Below are 15863 nucleotides of genomic sequence, written 5' to 3'. Positions count from 1 at the left end.
CATGGGCAAGCCAACCGGATTTCTCGAGTTTCCCCGCCATGACCGCGGCTACGCGCCGGTCGAGGAACGCCTGAAGCACTACAGGGAATTCGTGATCCCGCTGCCGGAGGAGGAACTCCGGCGCCAGGGCGGCCGCTGCATGGACTGCGGCATTCCCTTCTGCCACCAGGGCTGCCCGGTCAACAACATCATTCCGGACTGGAACGACCTGGTCTGGCGCGGCGACTGGCGCGATGCCATCGAGGTGCTGCACTCGACCAACAACTTCCCCGAGTTCACCGGCCGCATCTGCCCCGCGCCCTGCCAGGAATCCTGCACCCTGAACCTGCAGGACGAGCCGGTCACCATCAAGTCCATCGAATGCGCCATCATCGATCGCGCCTTCGAGGAGGGTTGGGTGGCGCCGCAGCCGCCGGCACACAAGACCGGCAAGAAGGTCGCCGTGGTCGGTTCCGGTCCCGCGGGACTGGCCTGTGCCCAGCAACTGGCGCGTGTCGGCCACGAAGTCACCCTGTTCGAAAAGAACGACCGCATCGGCGGCCTGCTGCGCTACGGCATTCCCGACTTCAAGATGGAGAAATGGTTGATCGACCGGCGCATGGAACAGATGGCCGCCGAAGGCATCGAGTTCCGGCCCAACACCCATGTCGGCGTCGACCTGCCCGCGCGCGAGCTGCTGGACGGCTTCGATGCCATCGCCCTGACCGGCGGCTCGGAGAAGCCGCGCGATCTGCCGGTGCCGGGACGCGATCTCAAGGGCGTGCACTTCGCCATGGAGTTTCTGCCCCAGCAGAACCGGCGCGTGGCTGGCGACGCCATCCCCGAGGATCAGGCCATCCTGGCGACCGGCAAGGATGTGGTGGTCATCGGCGGCGGCGACACCGGTTCCGACTGCATCGGCACTTCCAATCGCCAGGGCGCGCGCTCGGTCACCCAGCTGGAAATCCTGCCCAAACCGCCGGAAAAGGAAGACAAGCTGCTGACCTGGCCGGAGTGGCCGAACAAGCTGCGGACCTCGACTTCCCACGAGGAAGGCTGCGAGCGCATGTGGGCCGTGACCACCAAGGAATTCCTGGGCGAGAACGGCCAGGTGACCGGCGTGCGGTGCGCCCGCGTGGAATGGCACAGGGACGAACATGGCGCCTGGAAGATGAAAGAGGTACCGGATTCCGAATTCGTGCTCAAGGCCGAGCTGGTACTGCTCGCCATGGGCTTCGTCCATCCGGTGCACGAGGGTCTGCTGGACGATCTCGGCGTGGAATACGACGCCCGCGGCAACGTCCGCGGCGACACCGAAGGCCCGACGGCCTACCGCACGTCCCTGGACAAGGTGTTCGCCGCCGGCGACATGCGCCGTGGCCAGTCGCTGGTGGTCTGGGCCATTCGCGAGGGGCGGCAGTGCGCGCGCGCCATCGACGAATACCTGATGGGCAGCTCGGAACTGCCGCGATAGCAGGACAGCCCCGCTGCCGAATGCCCGACGCGGTGACGCAAAGGCGCCAAGAGCACAAAGGAATCATGATGTCACATGCTTTACTGCTTTGCGCCATTGCGTTGAACTGCCGGCCATGTCGACCCTGAAAAACGACCGTCTCCTGCGGGCGCTGCTCCGCCAGCCCGTGGACGTTACGCCCGTGTGGATGATGCGCCAGGCCGGGCGCTACCTGCCCGAGTATCGCGCCACCCGCGAGAAGGCGGGCAGCTTCATGGACCTGTGCCGCAACCCCGAACTCGCCTGCGAGGTAACCCTGCAGCCGCTGGAACGCTTTCCGCTGGACGCGGCCATCCTGTTCTCGGACATCCTCACCGTGCCCGACGCCATGGGCCTCGGGCTCTACTTCGCCGAAGGCGAGGGCCCGCACTTCGAACGCCCGGTGCGCAGCGAGGCCGATGTCGCGCGGCTGCCGGTACCCGATCCCGAGCAGGAGCTGGGCTACGTCATGGACGCCGTGCGCACCATCCGCGCCGCGCTGGCCGGGCGGGTACCGCTGATCGGCTTCTCCGGCAGCCCCTGGACGCTGGCCACCTACATGGTCGAGGGCGGCACCTCCAAGGACTTCCGCCAGGTCAAGGGCATGATGTACGACCGCCCGGAACTGCTGCATCGGCTGCTGGACACCACCGCCCGTGCGGTGACCGCCTATCTCAATGCCCAGGTCGCCGCAGGTGCCCAGGCGCTGATGGTCTTCGACACCTGGGGCGGGGTCCTGTCACCAGCCGCCTACCGGGCCTTCTCGCTGGCCTACATGCGCCAGATCGTCGAGGGCCTGACCCGCGAGGCCGAGGGCCGCACCGTACCGGTGATCCTCTTCACCAAGAATGGCGGCCAGTGGCTGGAGGACATGGCCGCTGCCGGCGCCGACGCCCTGGGCCTGGACTGGACCACCGACATCGGCCAGGCGCGCGCCCGGGTCGGCGACCGCGTCGCGCTGCAGGGCAATCTGGATCCGGCCGTGCTCTACGCCTCGCCCGCCACCATCGAACGCGAGGTCGGCGCCGTGTTGGCCAGCTTCGGCGCCGGCAGCGGCCATGTGTTCAACCTCGGCCACGGCATCCATCCCCAGATCGACCCCGAGCACGCCGCCGCCATGGTCGAGGCAGTGCACCGGCTCTCTCCCGGCTTCCACGCCACAAGCGACTGATTTTTCCGAAAAATACTAAAGTCCCACACAGCGGCAGCCGCTAACCTGCATATTGCATCAAGGACTGCGGATGAACCTGGTTCACCGCACCGAAACGGGCTGTGATGGCAAGGCTGTCCTGCATATTGTCCGCGGATCCAAGACGTTACACACTGCCCGTCGTCACCCTGTTGCGACAGGCGGAACAAACCCTTGGCTGACGAATGACCGACCGACCAGAACCGCGCGCCCGATCCCGGGTCCACAGCCTCCGCCACCGCTATCTGCTGGTGGCGCTGGGCGTGGTGCTGATCATCCTGACCAGTGCGCTGGTCATACATGAATACGTCGAAAGCGCCCGCGAGGCGACCGCCGAGAGCATCACGCGGCGCAGCGAGGCGGCCCTGCACAGCCGGGCGGTGCGCAGCGCCGTGTGGGGCACCGAATACGCGCTGCAAGGGCACCTGCTCAAGCCATCCGAGGCCGCGCGCCGGGAGGTCGAGGCACGAATCGTCGATGCCGGGCGGCACGCGCGCCGGCTCAAGGCGCTGGACTGGATTCGCGAGGAGGGCCTGGCGGCCCAGGCGACCCGTCTGGAGGCGGCCATCCGGGAACTGGACCGCGAGGCCCGGCGGCTGATGGCAATCCGGTCCGATCTTCAGCAACTGTTCCCCGCCATCGAGATCGTGGACGACACCCTGGGGCCGGCCAATGTCCGCTTCAATACATTGGTACAGCTCGCGTTGAGCGAGGCGGAATCGGAGCCTGGCGGGGCTGGCGCCCGGCGCCTGTTCACGCGCGCGCAACACGCCTGGGGCCAGATGGTCGGGGCCTTCCGGCTCTACCTCATTCGCCGCGCCGGGATCTATGGCGACAGCCAGCGCGGTCAGCTCGATGCGCGCCACGACATCGATCTGCATTACAGACAGGTACTCGCCCTGCTCGACAAGCTGCGGGCGCTGGCCGACGACGGCCGCCTGGGCCTGCAGGGCAGCGAGTCGCTCGCCGGCATGCGCGACGCGGCCGAGACCTGGCATGCAGGCTTCGAGGCCTTTCGCAAGCAACAGGCCAGTACCGAATGGCGTGCCGACATACCCTTGATTGCCAACCGTATCCAGCCCTTGTATGCGGAAATCTGGAAACTGCTGGAAAGCATTGAAATCGAACTGGACAACGCCGCGCGCGCCGAAGTGGCATTGTGGGCGCAGGTCGCGCAGCGGCTGATCCAGAACACCTGGCTGCTCGCCGGTATCGCCTTTCTGGTCATCGGCGTCGGTTATGTCTATTTCCAGCGCACCGTGCTCGGCCCCATCGGCAGCCTGACCCGGGCCATGAAGGCGGTGGCCGATGGTCACACGCATCAGCCCCTGCCCCAGGCAGACAGCATCGAGGCGCGCGACCTGGTGCAGGCCTTCGAACAGATGCAGGCGCGTATCGACGAGCGCCAGCGCGCGCTGCGCCACCAGACCCTGCACGACGATCTCACCGGCCTGCCCAACCGCGCCCTGCTCCACGACCGCCTGGAGCAGGCCTTGTCGCGCGCCCGTCGGGAAGGCCACTCCTTCTGCCTGATGATGCTGGATCTGGACCGCTTCAAGGAAATCAACGACACCCTGGGCCACGACACCGGCGATGAAGTGCTGCGCGAGGTCGCCCAACGGCTCTCCGGCCTGTTGCGGGGTACAGATACCGTGGCCCGCCTCGGGGGCGACGAGTTCGCGGTGCTGTTGCCGGACACAGGTGTCGAGGAGGCCGAGGCCATGGCCCGACGCATCTCCGAGTGCATCGAACGGCCGATACCACGCCAGGACCACCAGCTGCTGGTCGGCACCAGTATCGGCATCGCCAGCCACCCCGAACATGGCCACGACGTCGCCACCCTGATCAAGCGTGCCGATGTCGCCATGTATGTCGCCAAGCACGAGGGCCTGACCTACAGTGTCTACGACGCCGATGCCGACCGCCACAGCGTGGCCCGGCTGTCGCTGATCGGCGAACTGCGCAAGGCCATCGACGAGGGCGAACTGACGCTGGCTTTCCATCCCAAGCTGGCGGTTGCCGACAGCCGGCTGGTCGGTGTGGAGGTGCTGTTGCGGTGGCCCCGCTGGCACAACATCTCGCCGGAATATCTCATCCAGACGGCGGAGCAGACGGCGCTCATACGCCCGCTCACGCTGTGGGTGCTGGACAGGGCACTTGCCCAGTGTGCCGAATGGCGCGCGCGGCGCTGGGACATCCCGGTGGCGGTGAACCTGTCGACCTGGAACCTCGACCATAGCGACATTGCCGAGCACGTCGACAGCCTGCTGCGCCGGCACCGCCTGCCAGGTCACTGCCTGGAACTGGAAATCACCGAAAACGCCATGATGAAGAACCCCGAGCGCGCCAACCGCATCCTCGGGCGACTCAGCCGGCTCGGTGTGCGGCTCTCGGTCGACGACTACGGGACCGGCTTTTCCTCGCTGGCCTACCTCAAGCAGATGCCGGTGAACCGCATCAAGATCGACAAGTCCTTCGTCATGGACATGCTCGAAAACGACAATGCCGCCATCATCGTGCGCTCGACCATCGATCTCGCCCACAACCTGGGACTGGAAGTGGTGGCCGAAGAAGTAGAGAATCAGGAAATCTGGGATCTGCTGGAAATCCTGCGCTGCGACCAGGCCCAGGGCTTCCACATCGCACGCCCGATGGAGATCGCGGACTTCGAGGCCTGGCTGGCGCGGCATCCCGAGGCGCCGCCGTCCTGCGCCGGGCCTCATCTCTCGCTCATCCAGGGACCGTGAGGCGTATCATGACCTGGCGCCGGCTTCTGCTGATGATCGCCCTGAGCTGCACCACCAGCGTCCAGGCTCGGGATCTCAACGGCAACTATGCCGTGTTCGGTGCCGGCGGCCGCACCTGCGCCGACTATCTGCAGGCCCGCGACCAGGGCGGCGAGGCCGCGCTCGCCTTCGCCCAGTGGGTCGCCGGTCATCTCTCGGCCTACAACCTGCTGCTGGACAAGACCTACAACATCCTCGGCGAGGTGACACCCTTCCAGCTCATGGCCGAACTCGATGCCTACTGCCGCGAGGCCCGTGACCTGCCCTTCGTGCAGGCGCTGGCGTTGCACCTCGAAAAACTCTACGAAGTGCGCGCCAATCTGTCACCCAACCAGCCATCCAACTGGAAAGGCTGGCTGGAGGAGATGGCACGCGGCCGCAAGGGCGAATAGGCTTCAGCCCAGCTCGGCCAGCAGGCGGCGGGTCATGGACAGTGCCTGGCCGTGGTAGCCGCCACCGAACAGGTTGAGATGGTTGAGAATGTGATAGAGGTTGTACAGGACCTTGCGTACCTCGTAACCCGCATCCAGCGGCCAGGCCTCCCGGTAGGCTGCATGAAAGTCCGCACCGAAGCCGCCGAACAGCTCGGTCATGGCCAGGTCCGCCTCGCGGTCGCCGTAGTAGGTGGCCGGATCGAAGATCACCGGCTCGCCCGAGGCCAGCACGCCCTGGTTCCCCGACCAGAGATCGCCGTGCAGCAGACTCGGCTGTGGCCGGTGATCGGTGAAGAATCCATCCAGTAACGCCAGCAGGCGCTCGCCCAGCCGGGTCAGCTCCCCGCCGAAGCCGTTGGCCGCCGCCAGTTCGTACTGGTAACCGAGCCGATGCACCCGAAGAAACGCCACCCAGTCCGGGGTCCAGTCATTGACCTGGGGTGTCGAGCCGATGGTATTGTCGCGATGCCAGCCGAAGGCCGGCGCGGTGGCGCGGTGCATTGCTGCCAGCTGCCGGCCCAGGATGGCCTGAGCCGAGCCGGTGCCATGCCCGAAGGGCAGGTACTCCAGCACCAGAAAGGCACGGCTACCGGCCACGCCCGTGCACAGCGGCCGCGGCGCACGCACGCTGTCGCTGTCGACAATGGCGCGCAGGCCCTCGGCCTCGGCTTCGAACATGTCCGCCAGCGCCCCCCGGTTGCGCTTGACGAACACCGGCGCCGGGTCACCCTCGACCCGCCAGGCCTCGTTGATGCAGCCGCCCCCCACCGGCTGCCGCCGTTCGGGGTCGATGTCGACGCCGCCCTGTGCGCGAACAGCCTCTGCAATGATCGCCCAGTCCGTGTCCACCAGGATATTCCCTCCGGCGTCAGCCTGCGCCTACATATTCTGCACTTTAGTGCCTACAGCGCTGCTCCGCGTATGCGGATACCCGACAACCCGCGCAGCGACCACACTTCACCCTGCACTGGAAGGATAACCGCAGCCGGATCCATTTCAACGCGAGGTTTCTGTCACATCAGGTGCCGGCAAAGCACCGGAACCGGGGATCCGCTGCGGAACATGGAATCGTTCATACAGGGGTAATCCACATGAAGAACCTGTCTCTTTGCGCAGCGAGCGCGACGCTGCTCCTGTCCGCGCCCGTTCACGCCGAATGTCCCAGTACCCTGCCGGTCAAGCTGCTCGAAGACTGCATCGTGGTCGAAGGCTCCGGCAGCGAATATCCGGTCGAGGAAAAACTGGCCGAATGGCTGGCCACACATCCGGAATCGGTACAACCTCAGGCGGGTGACGCCGGCGTCCAGCCCGCGGGCAACGCCGGGACGAAGACCGACAGGCGCTGACCTGCAGGTTGCAACAAAACCGGCTCGACGCCCCTCGTCACATCCCGGCTCGCAACCGGGCATGCAGCGGGCTGTGGCGCGGGAAGTGGGCGAGCAGGAATTCCATCTGGTCCGCCAGTACCCGCTTGCCCTGCAGGTAGATGTACTCGGCATGGGTGGGGGTGAAGGGTACCGCCAGCAGTTCCATGCCGGCCTCCTCGGGGCGCCGGCCCGCCTTGTGATTGTTGCAGCGCTTGCAGGCCGTGACCACGTTGGTCCAGACGTCCTGTCCGGCCTGACTGAGGGGCGTGACATGATCCCGTGACAGCTCGCTGACCTGGAACCGCCCCCCGCAGTACAGGCAGAGGAAGGCGTCGCGCCGGAACAGGGTCCGGTTGTTCAGCGGCGGCACATAGTCGGCATGGCCACGGCGCAGGGCATGGTTGGCGCCCTGGGTGGCAATGATGGAATTGAGTTCGATGACGCTCTGCCGGCCGCTGCGGGCATTGATGCCGCCGTGGACCCGGAACAGCGTCGATCCACAGGCGTAGGCCACCTGACCGAGGTGGTACAGGCGGACCGCCTCACGATAGTCCACCCACTCCAGCGGCATGCCGGAGGCGTCGGTCCTCAGGATCTGGTGCGCCAGCAGGTTCATGCGTCCCCCTCCTTCGGGCAGCCACGGCAGCCGGGCCGGGCATTGCCTCCTTTATCGCAGAACCCTTGCCGTATGTAAATGGGCCGGACAACCTTAACTGCTGTTTTACGGTGATATTTCGGCCATCAGACGATTGCCGAACGCGGTCCCGGCCGGCCTCGCGCCAGGCCTCCCGGCCACGATTCAATCACTTCCATGAATCCGGTATCATGTCGCCCCTTTGAGGGTCGGCGCCCGTGCCCGCCCGCCACCCGAATTCAGTCCAGGCCAGGCCGGCGGCCACCCGGCCGCGGATGAGGTAGCACCCATGGCAATACGTTTGGCTGTACCCAGGGAAACGCTGCCGGGGGAGCGTCGTGTCGCGCTCGATCCCTCGGTTGCCAAGCGTTTCGTCGATCTCGGCGCCGAGGTGTTCATCGAGCATGACGCCGGCGCCGGTGCCCACTATGTGGACGAGGACTACATCGGCGTCACCTTCACCGAGGACCGCGCGAAGCTGTTCGGCGAGGCCGACGTCATCTTCAAGGTCCAGCCGCCCGGCGAGGAGGAAATCGACCTCATGCGCGAGGGCGCGGTGGTCATCGGCTTCATGCTGCCGCACAAGTACCCCGAGCGGGTGGCGCGCATGCGCGATCGCCGGATCACGGCCTTTGCCATGGAGCTGATCCCGCGCATCTCGCGTGCCCAGAGCATGGATGCCCTGTCCTCGCAGGCCGCGGTCGCCGGCTACAAGGCAGCGATCATGGCCGCCGACCGCACCGGCCGCTTCTTTCCCATGCTCACCACCGCGGCCGGCACCATCCGCCCGGCAAAGGTGCTGGTGATCGGCGCCGGCGTCGCCGGCCTGCAGGCCATCGCCACCGCCAGGCGCCTGGGCGCCATTGTCGAAGGCTATGACGTGCGCAGCGCCACCAGGGAGCAGGTGGAATCGCTGGGCGCCCGTTTCGTGGATACCGGCGTGTCGGCCGAGGGCAGTGGCGGCTACGCCCGCGAGCTGACCGAGGAAGAGAAGCGCAAGCAGATCGAGGTGCTGGCACGGCATGTCACCCAGGCCGATGCCGTGATCACCACCGCAGCCATCCCGGGCAAACCGTCGCCGAAGATCATCAGCCAGGAGATGGTCGAGAACATGAAGGTCGGCTCGGTCATCATCGACCTGGCCGCGGAGGGTGGCGGCAACTGCGAGGTCACGAAGCCGGGCGAGGAGTACGTGTACGGCTGCGTGACCGTGTACGGCCCGCTCAACGTGCCCGCCATGCTGCCGGTGCACGCCAGCGAGATGTACGCCAGAAACCTGTTCAACTTCCTCAGCCCCATGATCAGCGAGGGCGAACTGAATCTCGACTGGGAAGACGAGGTGATTCGCGACAGCGCGCTGACCCACGAGGGCGAGATCCGGCACCAGCCGACCCGCCAGCGGGTGGAAGGAGACGCATCATGATCGAAGGCTTCACTGCACTCTACATCTTCATGCTCGCCGCCTTCACCGGCTACGAGGTCATTTCCCGCGTGCCGGTCATCCTGCACACTCCCCTGATGTCGGGCTCCAACTTCGTGCACGGCATCGTGCTGGTCGGCGCCATGGTCGCCATGGGCCACGCCGCGACCGACATGGAGCGCTTCATCGGCTTCATCGGCGTCATGCTGGCCGCGGGCAACGCCGTCGGCGGCTACGTGGTCACCGAGCGCATGCTCGAGATGTTCAAGACCAGCAGGGAGCGCGGCCAATGATCGAACTGAGCTACTTCGCCGCGGCCGTACTCTTCATCCTCGGCCTCAAGCGGATGAGTTCGCCGCGTACCGCGCGCGGCGGCATCATCTGGGCCGGCGTCGGCATGGCCGTCGCCACCCTGGCCACCTTCTTCTGGCCAGGCATGCACAACTTCGGCCTCATGATCCTCGCCATGCTGATCGGTGGTGGCGCGGCCTGGTATACCGGCAAGAAAGTTGCCATGACCGACATGCCGCAGATGATCGCCATCTACAACGGCATGGGCGGCGGCGCCGCGGCGGCCATCGCGGCGGTGGAACTGCTCAAGGGCGAGGTGCACTCGGCCAGCTTCCAGACCCTGGCCGTGGCCGGCGCCCTGATCGGCTCGGTGGCCTTCTCCGGCTCCATGGTGGCCTTCGCCAAGCTGCAGGGGCTGATGAAGAAATCCCTGCTGTTCCCCAACCAGCAGCTCGTGAACCTTGCGGTGTTCGGCCTGATGCTGGTGTTCGGCATCGTCATCGCCAGCGCCGACCAGGTCGGCGGCTTCTCGCTGTTCGTATTCTTCGCCCTGGCGCTGGCCTTCGGTGTCATGATGACACTGCCGATCGGGGGCGCCGACATGCCGGTAGTGATCTCGCTGTACAACGCATTCACCGGCCTGGCCGTGGCCTTCGAGGGCTTCGTGCTCGGCAATGCGGCCATGATCATTGCCGGCACGGTGGTGGGCTCGGCCGGCACCCTGCTCACCCAGCTCATGGCCAAGGCCATGAACCGGCCGCTGAGCAACGTGCTGTTCTCGGGCTTCGGCGCAGCCGAGGTCGGCGAGGCCGAGGCCACCGAGGGCGAGATGAAGGAAATGACGCCCACCGACGCCGCGGCGCTGATGGCCTATGCCAACAAGGTGATCATCGTGCCCGGCTACGGCATGGCCGTGGCCCAGGCCCAGCACAAGATCTGGGAACTGACCGAGCTGCTGGAGGAGCGCGGCGTGGAAGTGAAGTTCGCCATTCACCCGGTCGCCGGCCGCATGCCCGGGCACATGAACGTGCTGCTGGCCGAGGCCGGCGTGCCCTACGACAAGATCTTCGATCTGGAAGAGATCAACTCCGAGTTCGCCCAGGCCGACGTGGCCCTGGTGATCGGTGCCAACGACGTGGTCAATCCGGCCGCGCGTACCGACAAGTCCAGTCCCATCTACGGCATGCCCATTCTCAACGTCGATCAGGCGAAGAACGTCATCGTCATCAAGCGCGGCAAGGGCCGGGGCTTCTCCGGCATCGAGAACAAGCTGTTCTTCCTCGACAACACCCGCATGGTCTATGGCGATGCCCAGAAGGTCGCCTCCGAGCTGATCGCCCAGGTCAAACAGATGTAGTCGCGTAACCTGCGCACCCGCGGAGGGTCATATCCGCGGGTGCCCTCACGCCTCACGCCTCACCATCCACCCTTCCCATCCCCACCCCCCTCGACTACCCTCGGGTAGACGTACCCGTCTTGCGTGGGGAGCCGCTCTTCCATGACCGACCGCCGTACCCGCACCCTGGTCTACCGCATGACCGCGCCGGAACAGGCGCCGATCGAGATCCCGCTGGTGCTGGATGCCGAGACCCTGCTGCTGCAGCGTCCGGAAGGCCCGCTGCCCGAGTGGGCACGGCTGGAGAATCGCCAGTGCAGCCACTGTCCGCTGCAGGCAGACGCGCACCCCTTCTGCCCGCTGGCGGCGGCGCTGGCCGGCCCCATCGAGGAGTGCAGTGCCTGCGCCTCGGCAGAGCGGGTCGCGCTGGAAGTGGAAACGCCGGAACGCCGCATCTGCGCCGAGGTCTCGCCGCAGCGGGCGCTGAGCTCGCTGTTCGGGCTCATCATGCCCACCAGCGGCTGCCCGCATCTGCGCCATTTCCGGCCCATGGCGCGCTTTCACCTGCCGCTGGCAACGGCCGAGGAAACGGTCTATCGCGCCACCGGCATGTACCTGCTGGCGCAGTACTTCGCGCGCAAGCGGGGCGGAAAGTTCGATTTCGAGCTGATGGGCCTGGATGCCATCTACCGGCTGGCGCACAAGACCAATCGCGAGTTTGCCCGCCGCATCCGCCACGCCTCCGAGGACAGCGCCGCCATCAGGGCACTGCTGATACTGGACATCTTCACCATCGCGTTACCCAATGCCATCGGCGAGATGCTGAGCGGCCTGGAGCCGCTGTTCGCGCCGCTGGCGGAGGATGTCGACCCTGGCGACGCTTAGCAGGATTCCCCGGCGGGCGCGGGATGAACGCGGAGGTCACGGAGGCGCAGAGAACGCCGGGGAACCTCCGTGTTCCTTCGACCTCGGCGCGCCGTTTGACCGATATTGGGCGACTCTCAGCGTTCGGGTGAACGCCGCATGCGGTCCCGCAGGCGCTGCCGGGCCGCATCGCGCTCCTGTGGCGACATGCGTTGCCAGCGCTCGTGCAGCTGCTTACGGTGTTCGATCACCTTGCGTCGCTGTTCGGGGCTCATGCTGCGCCAGCGTTCACGCAGTGCCTCGCGGCGTTCCGGCGGGAGATTGCGGAACCAGCGGTAGCCCTCGCGAATGCGGGCCTGCTCCTCGGGCGGCAGGGCACGGAAACGCTCGTAGCGTTCGCGGATGCGCGCGCGCTGCTCCGGGTCCAGCGACTGCCAGCGACGGAAACGCGCTTTCAGCGCAGCGCGCTGCTCCGGCGTCATCTGCCGCCAGCGGGCCGCCCCCTCGCGCAGCCGCTGCTGGCGTGCCTCGGGGATCTGCGCCCACTGCTCGCGGAAGGGCGCGAGCACGCGCTGCTCCTCGGGCTTCAGCGCATCCCAGTCCAGCGTCCAGCCTGCCAGCGGCCACAGCAGCAGGCAGGCCAGCAGTGTTTCAGCGATCCTCTTGCTCATCCTCAATCTTCTGCTTGCGTGTGTCCGCTGGCGGTGCACCATCCAGCTCGGCCGCCTGCCAGTGCCGGGCGCGCAAGGAACGCCGATCCCGCCAGCACCATGCCCGAATAACCTGCCCATGATCGCTCCGGCACCTCGCGGCCACCTAACCCTGTTCCGCCTGCGCCTGCTCGGCCAGCCAGGTGTAGAAGTCGAGATCCTCGTAGAACTCCGGCGCCTCGTCGGCCGAGAGCACCGCCAGGTCCTCCAGCGCCGGCGCCGCAGGTTCGCCCTGGCGCAGCGTCAGGATCAGCGCAATGCCAAGCACCAGGCTGGCCGCGAGCCCCCAGACCCAGCCCCGGCGCGATCCCCCGCCCTCCCGGGCCTGCGCCAGCGCCCGTTGCCGCGCGGCGGCCAGCCGCTCGCGGGTCGCCGGGTCGAGGGCGTCGGCGTCCGCATCCAGCAGGGCGCGGACCCTGCGCTCGAATTCGTCCGTGTTCCCTGTCATGGCCAGTGGGCTCCCAGTTGCTCGCGCAGCCGACTCATGGCCCGCGACAGATGTGTCTTCACGCTGCCCTCCGAGCAACCCATGGCATAGGCCGTCTCGGCAACGTCCAGCCCCTCCCAGACCCGCAGCAGGAACGCCTGCTGCTGGCGCAGGGGCAGGGCACGCAGGCCGGCGCGCAACGCCGCCATGGCCGCATCGCGCGCCACCTCGCGGGCCGGATCCGGGTCGGCGGGATCCGCGGCCTCGGGCACCGGGTCCGCCTCGGGGTCGTCCGACGGCCGCGACCAGACCAGCCACCGGCGGCGCACACTGCGCCGGCGGTACCAGTCGTTGATGGCATTGTGCAGGATGCGATGGAACAGCTTCGGCCAGTCGGACGGATCGCGCCCGGCATAGCGCTCCACCAGCCGCAGCATGGCCTCCTGCACCAGCTCCAGGGCATCGTCACGATTGCCCGTGGCGTACTCCGCCATGCGCAGCGCGCGCCGCTCGACATCGGCAAGAAATCGATCCAGCGCGGACGGGGCCGCGGTGCCATCGGCCATGCTCCGGTTCCGGGTCAGGGTTTGCGTGCATGATGAACCCGGTCGCGGCGATGATCCAGCCGGCGGTCGATGCGGTCCCCCTTGCGGTCGAGCCGGTGCTCGATACGGTCACCCTTGCGGTCCAGGCGCCGCTCGATCCGATCCCCCTTGCGATCCAGACGCTGGGCCAGGCCCTCGCGGCCATGGGCATCGGCCCACGCCGCCCGGCGATCGAGGCGCCGATCGATGAGCTCACCGCGCCGGTCCAGGCGTTGATCGATGCGTTCGCCCTTGCGATCCAGGCGGTGATCGATGCGATCCCCCAGGTCCCGGCCGGGCAGCGCGTCGGCAAGGGCGGCGCCGGCCCCGAGGCCCGGAGCCAGGCTGAACAGAACGGCGATCAGAAGGGTCTTTTTCATGCTAGTGTCTCCCGTGGGTTGCGTCTCACCCTGTTCGACGCACACCCCGGAAAAGGGTTGACAGACACGGAAACCCCGTAAAAAAAGCGCTTTGCGGGGACTTGACAACAGCGGCTTATGCACAGCGCGGCAACGATCCCGACGAACCGGCATGTCCCCGATCGGGATCGCCCGACGGGAACCCGACGATTTACCTATGTTACTGAGTTTTAATGTCTTTTTTCGGTGGCGCAAATTTCACCAAATTAACAAAAGTGCAATAATGGCGCGGCTTGCAGCCCCTTTACCCCAAGTGTTCCACAAAGTTATCCACAGTTTTTGTGGATAAGCGGCGACTCACATCGGGACAAGGGCTTACCGTCATCTCATAACAGACAACCGCAATGAATTCACCTAACCCGCCTTCCGGGTCCCCGCCCGCAACCGGCCCCGTCCTCGCCGTCGCCGTGCCCTGCCCGCTGGCCGACAGCCTCGACTATCTGCCCCCCGAGGGCGTCGATCCCGCAGGCCTGAGGCCCGGGGTCAGGGTGCGCGTGCCCTTCGGCAAGCGGCGGCTGGTGGGGGTGCTGGTGGGGGTGCTGGATCGCCCCCGGCACGATCCGGCGCGGCTGCGACCGGCGGAGGCGGTACTCGATGAAGTCCCGCTGATCGACCCGCAACTGCTGGCGCTGGCGCACTGGGCGGCGGGCTACTACCACCACGCGACCGGCGAGGTGTTCGCCGCCCTGCTGCCGGTGCGGCTGCGGCAGGGCGCGCCGGCCGCAGGGCGCCCGGCACGGCGCTGGCGACTGACCGAGGCGGGCGCCGCAGTGACCGCCGACGCCTGCGCCCGTGCGCCGCGACAGCAGGCACTGCTCGACCGGCTGCGCGAGGGCGAACTCGCCGACGAGGCCATCACCGGCGCCGGCGATCGCGCCAGCCTCCGCCGGCTGCGCGACAAGGGCTGGGTAGCGGCGATCGAAGCCGCCCCCGGCCTGCCGCCGCTCCCGCCGGCCACGCCACCGGCACCGGAACCGGCACAGCGCGCGGCCATCGAGGCCATCACCGGCGCACTCGGCGGCTTCGAACGCTTCCTGCTCGAGGGCGTCACCGGCAGCGGCAAGACCGAGGTCTACCTGCGCGCCATCCAGGCCTGCCTCGCCCGTGGTGAACAGGCCCTGCTGCTGGTCCCCGAGATCGGGCTGACGCCGCAGCTGGTGTCACGCCTGCGCCGGCGGCTCGACTGCGACATCGCCGTGCTGCACTCGGCGCTGCCCGAAGGGGAACGCCTCAATGCCTGGCTGGCGGCGCAGCGGGGCGAGGTCGGCGTGGTCGTGGGCACCCGCTCGGCGGTGTTCACCCCGCTGGCACGGCCCGGACTGTTCCTGATCGACGAGGAGCACGACCCTTCGTTCAAGCAGCAGGACGGCTTCCGCTATTCGGCCCGCGACCTGCTCATCCGCCGCGCCCAGCTCGCCGGGGTGCCGGCGGTGCTGGGCAGCGCGACACCCTCGCTGGAGTCCCTGTACAACGCCGAGCGCGGCCGCTACCGCCGGCTGCACCTGCCGGAGCGCGCCGGCGGCGCCGAGGCGCCGCCGCTGTCGCTGATCGATGTGCGCGCCCAGCCCATGGACGAGGGCCTGAGCCTGGCCCTGCGCCAGCGCATGGCCGACACCCTCGCCGCCGGCAACCAGGTGCTGCTGTTCCTCAATCGCCGCGGCTTCGCACCCGTGCTCCTGTGCCACCCGTGCGGCTGGGTGGCGCGCTGCGAGCGCTGCGATGCCCACCTCACCCTGCACCAGCGCCGTGGCCGGCTGCACTGCCATCACTGCGATCATCAACGAGCCATCCCCGCGCACTGCCCGCAGTGCGGCAGTGCCGAACTGCGCGCCGTCGGCACCGGCACCGAGCGGGTGGAACAGGCCCTGCAGACGCACTTCCCCGAGGCACGCATCCTGCGCATCGATCGTGACAGCAGCCGCGGCCGCGGC

At 67.4% G+C, this 15863-nt stretch carries 16 protein-coding genes; 10 read left to right on the top strand and 6 right to left on the bottom strand.

Features of this window, described 5'->3' with window-relative positions; translation table 11 throughout:
* The first annotated feature begins 1 nt into the window (after position 1).
* The 4 genes from MVF76_RS08145 to MVF76_RS08130 all read left to right on the top strand — a co-directional run bounded on the left by MVF76_RS08145 (position 2) and on the right by MVF76_RS08130 (position 5838).
* Positions 2-1453, top strand: coding sequence for a glutamate synthase subunit beta (locus tag MVF76_RS08145; RefSeq protein WP_297528312.1), 1452 nt, complete (start codon positions 2-4; stop codon positions 1451-1453).
* 115 nt (positions 1454-1568) lie between these two features.
* Positions 1569-2642 (top strand): uroporphyrinogen decarboxylase, encoded by a 1074-nt coding sequence (hemE, locus tag MVF76_RS08140; protein WP_297528311.1) that lies wholly within the window; start codon positions 1569-1571, stop codon positions 2640-2642.
* Between the two features lie 203 nt (positions 2643-2845).
* The gene (locus tag MVF76_RS08135; RefSeq protein WP_297528310.1) at positions 2846-5407 is read left to right on the top strand and encodes a putative bifunctional diguanylate cyclase/phosphodiesterase; all 2562 of its coding nucleotides are present in this window, start codon (positions 2846-2848) and stop codon (positions 5405-5407) included.
* Between the two features lie 8 nt (positions 5408-5415).
* Complete coding sequence (locus MVF76_RS08130; protein ID WP_297528309.1) at positions 5416-5838, top strand: hypothetical protein; 423 nt, start codon at positions 5416-5418, stop codon at positions 5836-5838.
* Positions 5839-5841: 3 nt separating this feature from the next.
* Here the strand turns inward: MVF76_RS08130 and MVF76_RS08125 are convergent, their stop codons facing one another.
* Positions 5842-6729, bottom strand: coding sequence for a fructosamine kinase family protein (locus MVF76_RS08125; RefSeq protein WP_297528308.1), 888 nt, complete (start codon positions 6727-6729; stop codon positions 5842-5844).
* Positions 6730-6971: 242 nt separating this feature from the next.
* On the opposite strand from MVF76_RS08125, the gene MVF76_RS08120 reads away from it, so the two are divergent.
* A complete protein-coding gene (locus tag MVF76_RS08120) occupies positions 6972-7226 on the top strand; it encodes a hypothetical protein (RefSeq protein ID WP_297528307.1) in 255 nt (84 codons plus the stop codon).
* Between the two features lie 37 nt (positions 7227-7263).
* Here the strand turns inward: MVF76_RS08120 and MVF76_RS08115 are convergent, their stop codons facing one another.
* Positions 7264-7863: an HNH endonuclease gene (locus MVF76_RS08115; protein ID WP_297528306.1), complete on the bottom strand. Its 600-nt coding sequence runs from the start codon at positions 7861-7863 to the stop codon at positions 7264-7266.
* Between the two features lie 307 nt (positions 7864-8170).
* Here MVF76_RS08115 and MVF76_RS08110 point away from each other — a divergent pair, with 307 nt between their 5' ends.
* From MVF76_RS08110 to MVF76_RS08095, 4 genes are all read left to right on the top strand, one after another.
* Positions 8171-9304, top strand: a complete 1134-nt coding sequence (locus tag MVF76_RS08110; RefSeq protein WP_297528305.1) for a Re/Si-specific NAD(P)(+) transhydrogenase subunit alpha — start codon at positions 8171-8173, stop codon at positions 9302-9304.
* Complete coding sequence (locus tag MVF76_RS08105; protein WP_297528337.1) at positions 9298-9594, top strand: NAD(P) transhydrogenase subunit alpha; 297 nt, start codon at positions 9298-9300, stop codon at positions 9592-9594. Before MVF76_RS08110 ends, MVF76_RS08105 begins: the two co-directional genes overlap by 7 nt.
* The gene (locus tag MVF76_RS08100; protein ID WP_297528304.1) at positions 9591-10949 is read left to right on the top strand and encodes an NAD(P)(+) transhydrogenase (Re/Si-specific) subunit beta; all 1359 of its coding nucleotides are present in this window, start codon (positions 9591-9593) and stop codon (positions 10947-10949) included. The genes MVF76_RS08105 and MVF76_RS08100 overlap by 4 nt, the downstream gene beginning before the upstream one ends.
* A gap of 141 nt (positions 10950-11090) precedes the next feature.
* Positions 11091-11813: a DUF6901 family protein gene (locus MVF76_RS08095; protein WP_297528303.1), complete on the top strand. Its 723-nt coding sequence runs from the start codon at positions 11091-11093 to the stop codon at positions 11811-11813.
* 116 nt (positions 11814-11929) lie between these two features.
* Here the strand turns inward: MVF76_RS08095 and MVF76_RS08090 are convergent, their stop codons facing one another.
* The 4 genes from MVF76_RS08090 to MVF76_RS08075 all read right to left on the bottom strand — a co-directional run bounded on the left by MVF76_RS08090 (position 11930) and on the right by MVF76_RS08075 (position 13893).
* Positions 11930-12463: a DUF3106 domain-containing protein gene (locus MVF76_RS08090; RefSeq protein ID WP_297528302.1), complete on the bottom strand. Its 534-nt coding sequence runs from the start codon at positions 12461-12463 to the stop codon at positions 11930-11932.
* 145 nt (positions 12464-12608) lie between these two features.
* The gene (locus tag MVF76_RS08085) at positions 12609-12950 is read right to left on the bottom strand and encodes a DUF3619 family protein (RefSeq protein WP_297528301.1); all 342 of its coding nucleotides are present in this window, start codon (positions 12948-12950) and stop codon (positions 12609-12611) included.
* Positions 12947-13495: an RNA polymerase sigma factor gene (locus tag MVF76_RS08080; protein WP_297528300.1), complete on the bottom strand. Its 549-nt coding sequence runs from the start codon at positions 13493-13495 to the stop codon at positions 12947-12949. The genes MVF76_RS08085 and MVF76_RS08080 overlap by 4 nt, the downstream gene beginning before the upstream one ends.
* Before the next feature lie 14 nt (positions 13496-13509).
* On the bottom strand, positions 13510-13893 hold the full coding sequence (locus MVF76_RS08075; RefSeq protein WP_297528299.1) for a hypothetical protein: 384 nt from the start codon (positions 13891-13893) through the stop codon (positions 13510-13512).
* Positions 13894-14276: 383 nt separating this feature from the next.
* Here MVF76_RS08075 and priA point away from each other — a divergent pair.
* On the top strand, positions 14277-15863 hold a 1587-nt coding region (gene priA / locus MVF76_RS08070), incomplete at its 3' end, for a replication restart helicase PriA (protein WP_297528298.1).

This window comes from Thiohalobacter sp. (genome assembly GCF_027000115.1).
GTDB lineage: Bacteria > Pseudomonadota > Gammaproteobacteria > Thiohalobacterales > Thiohalobacteraceae > JALTON01.
This window is presented reverse-complemented; position numbering and strand designations above follow the sequence as displayed.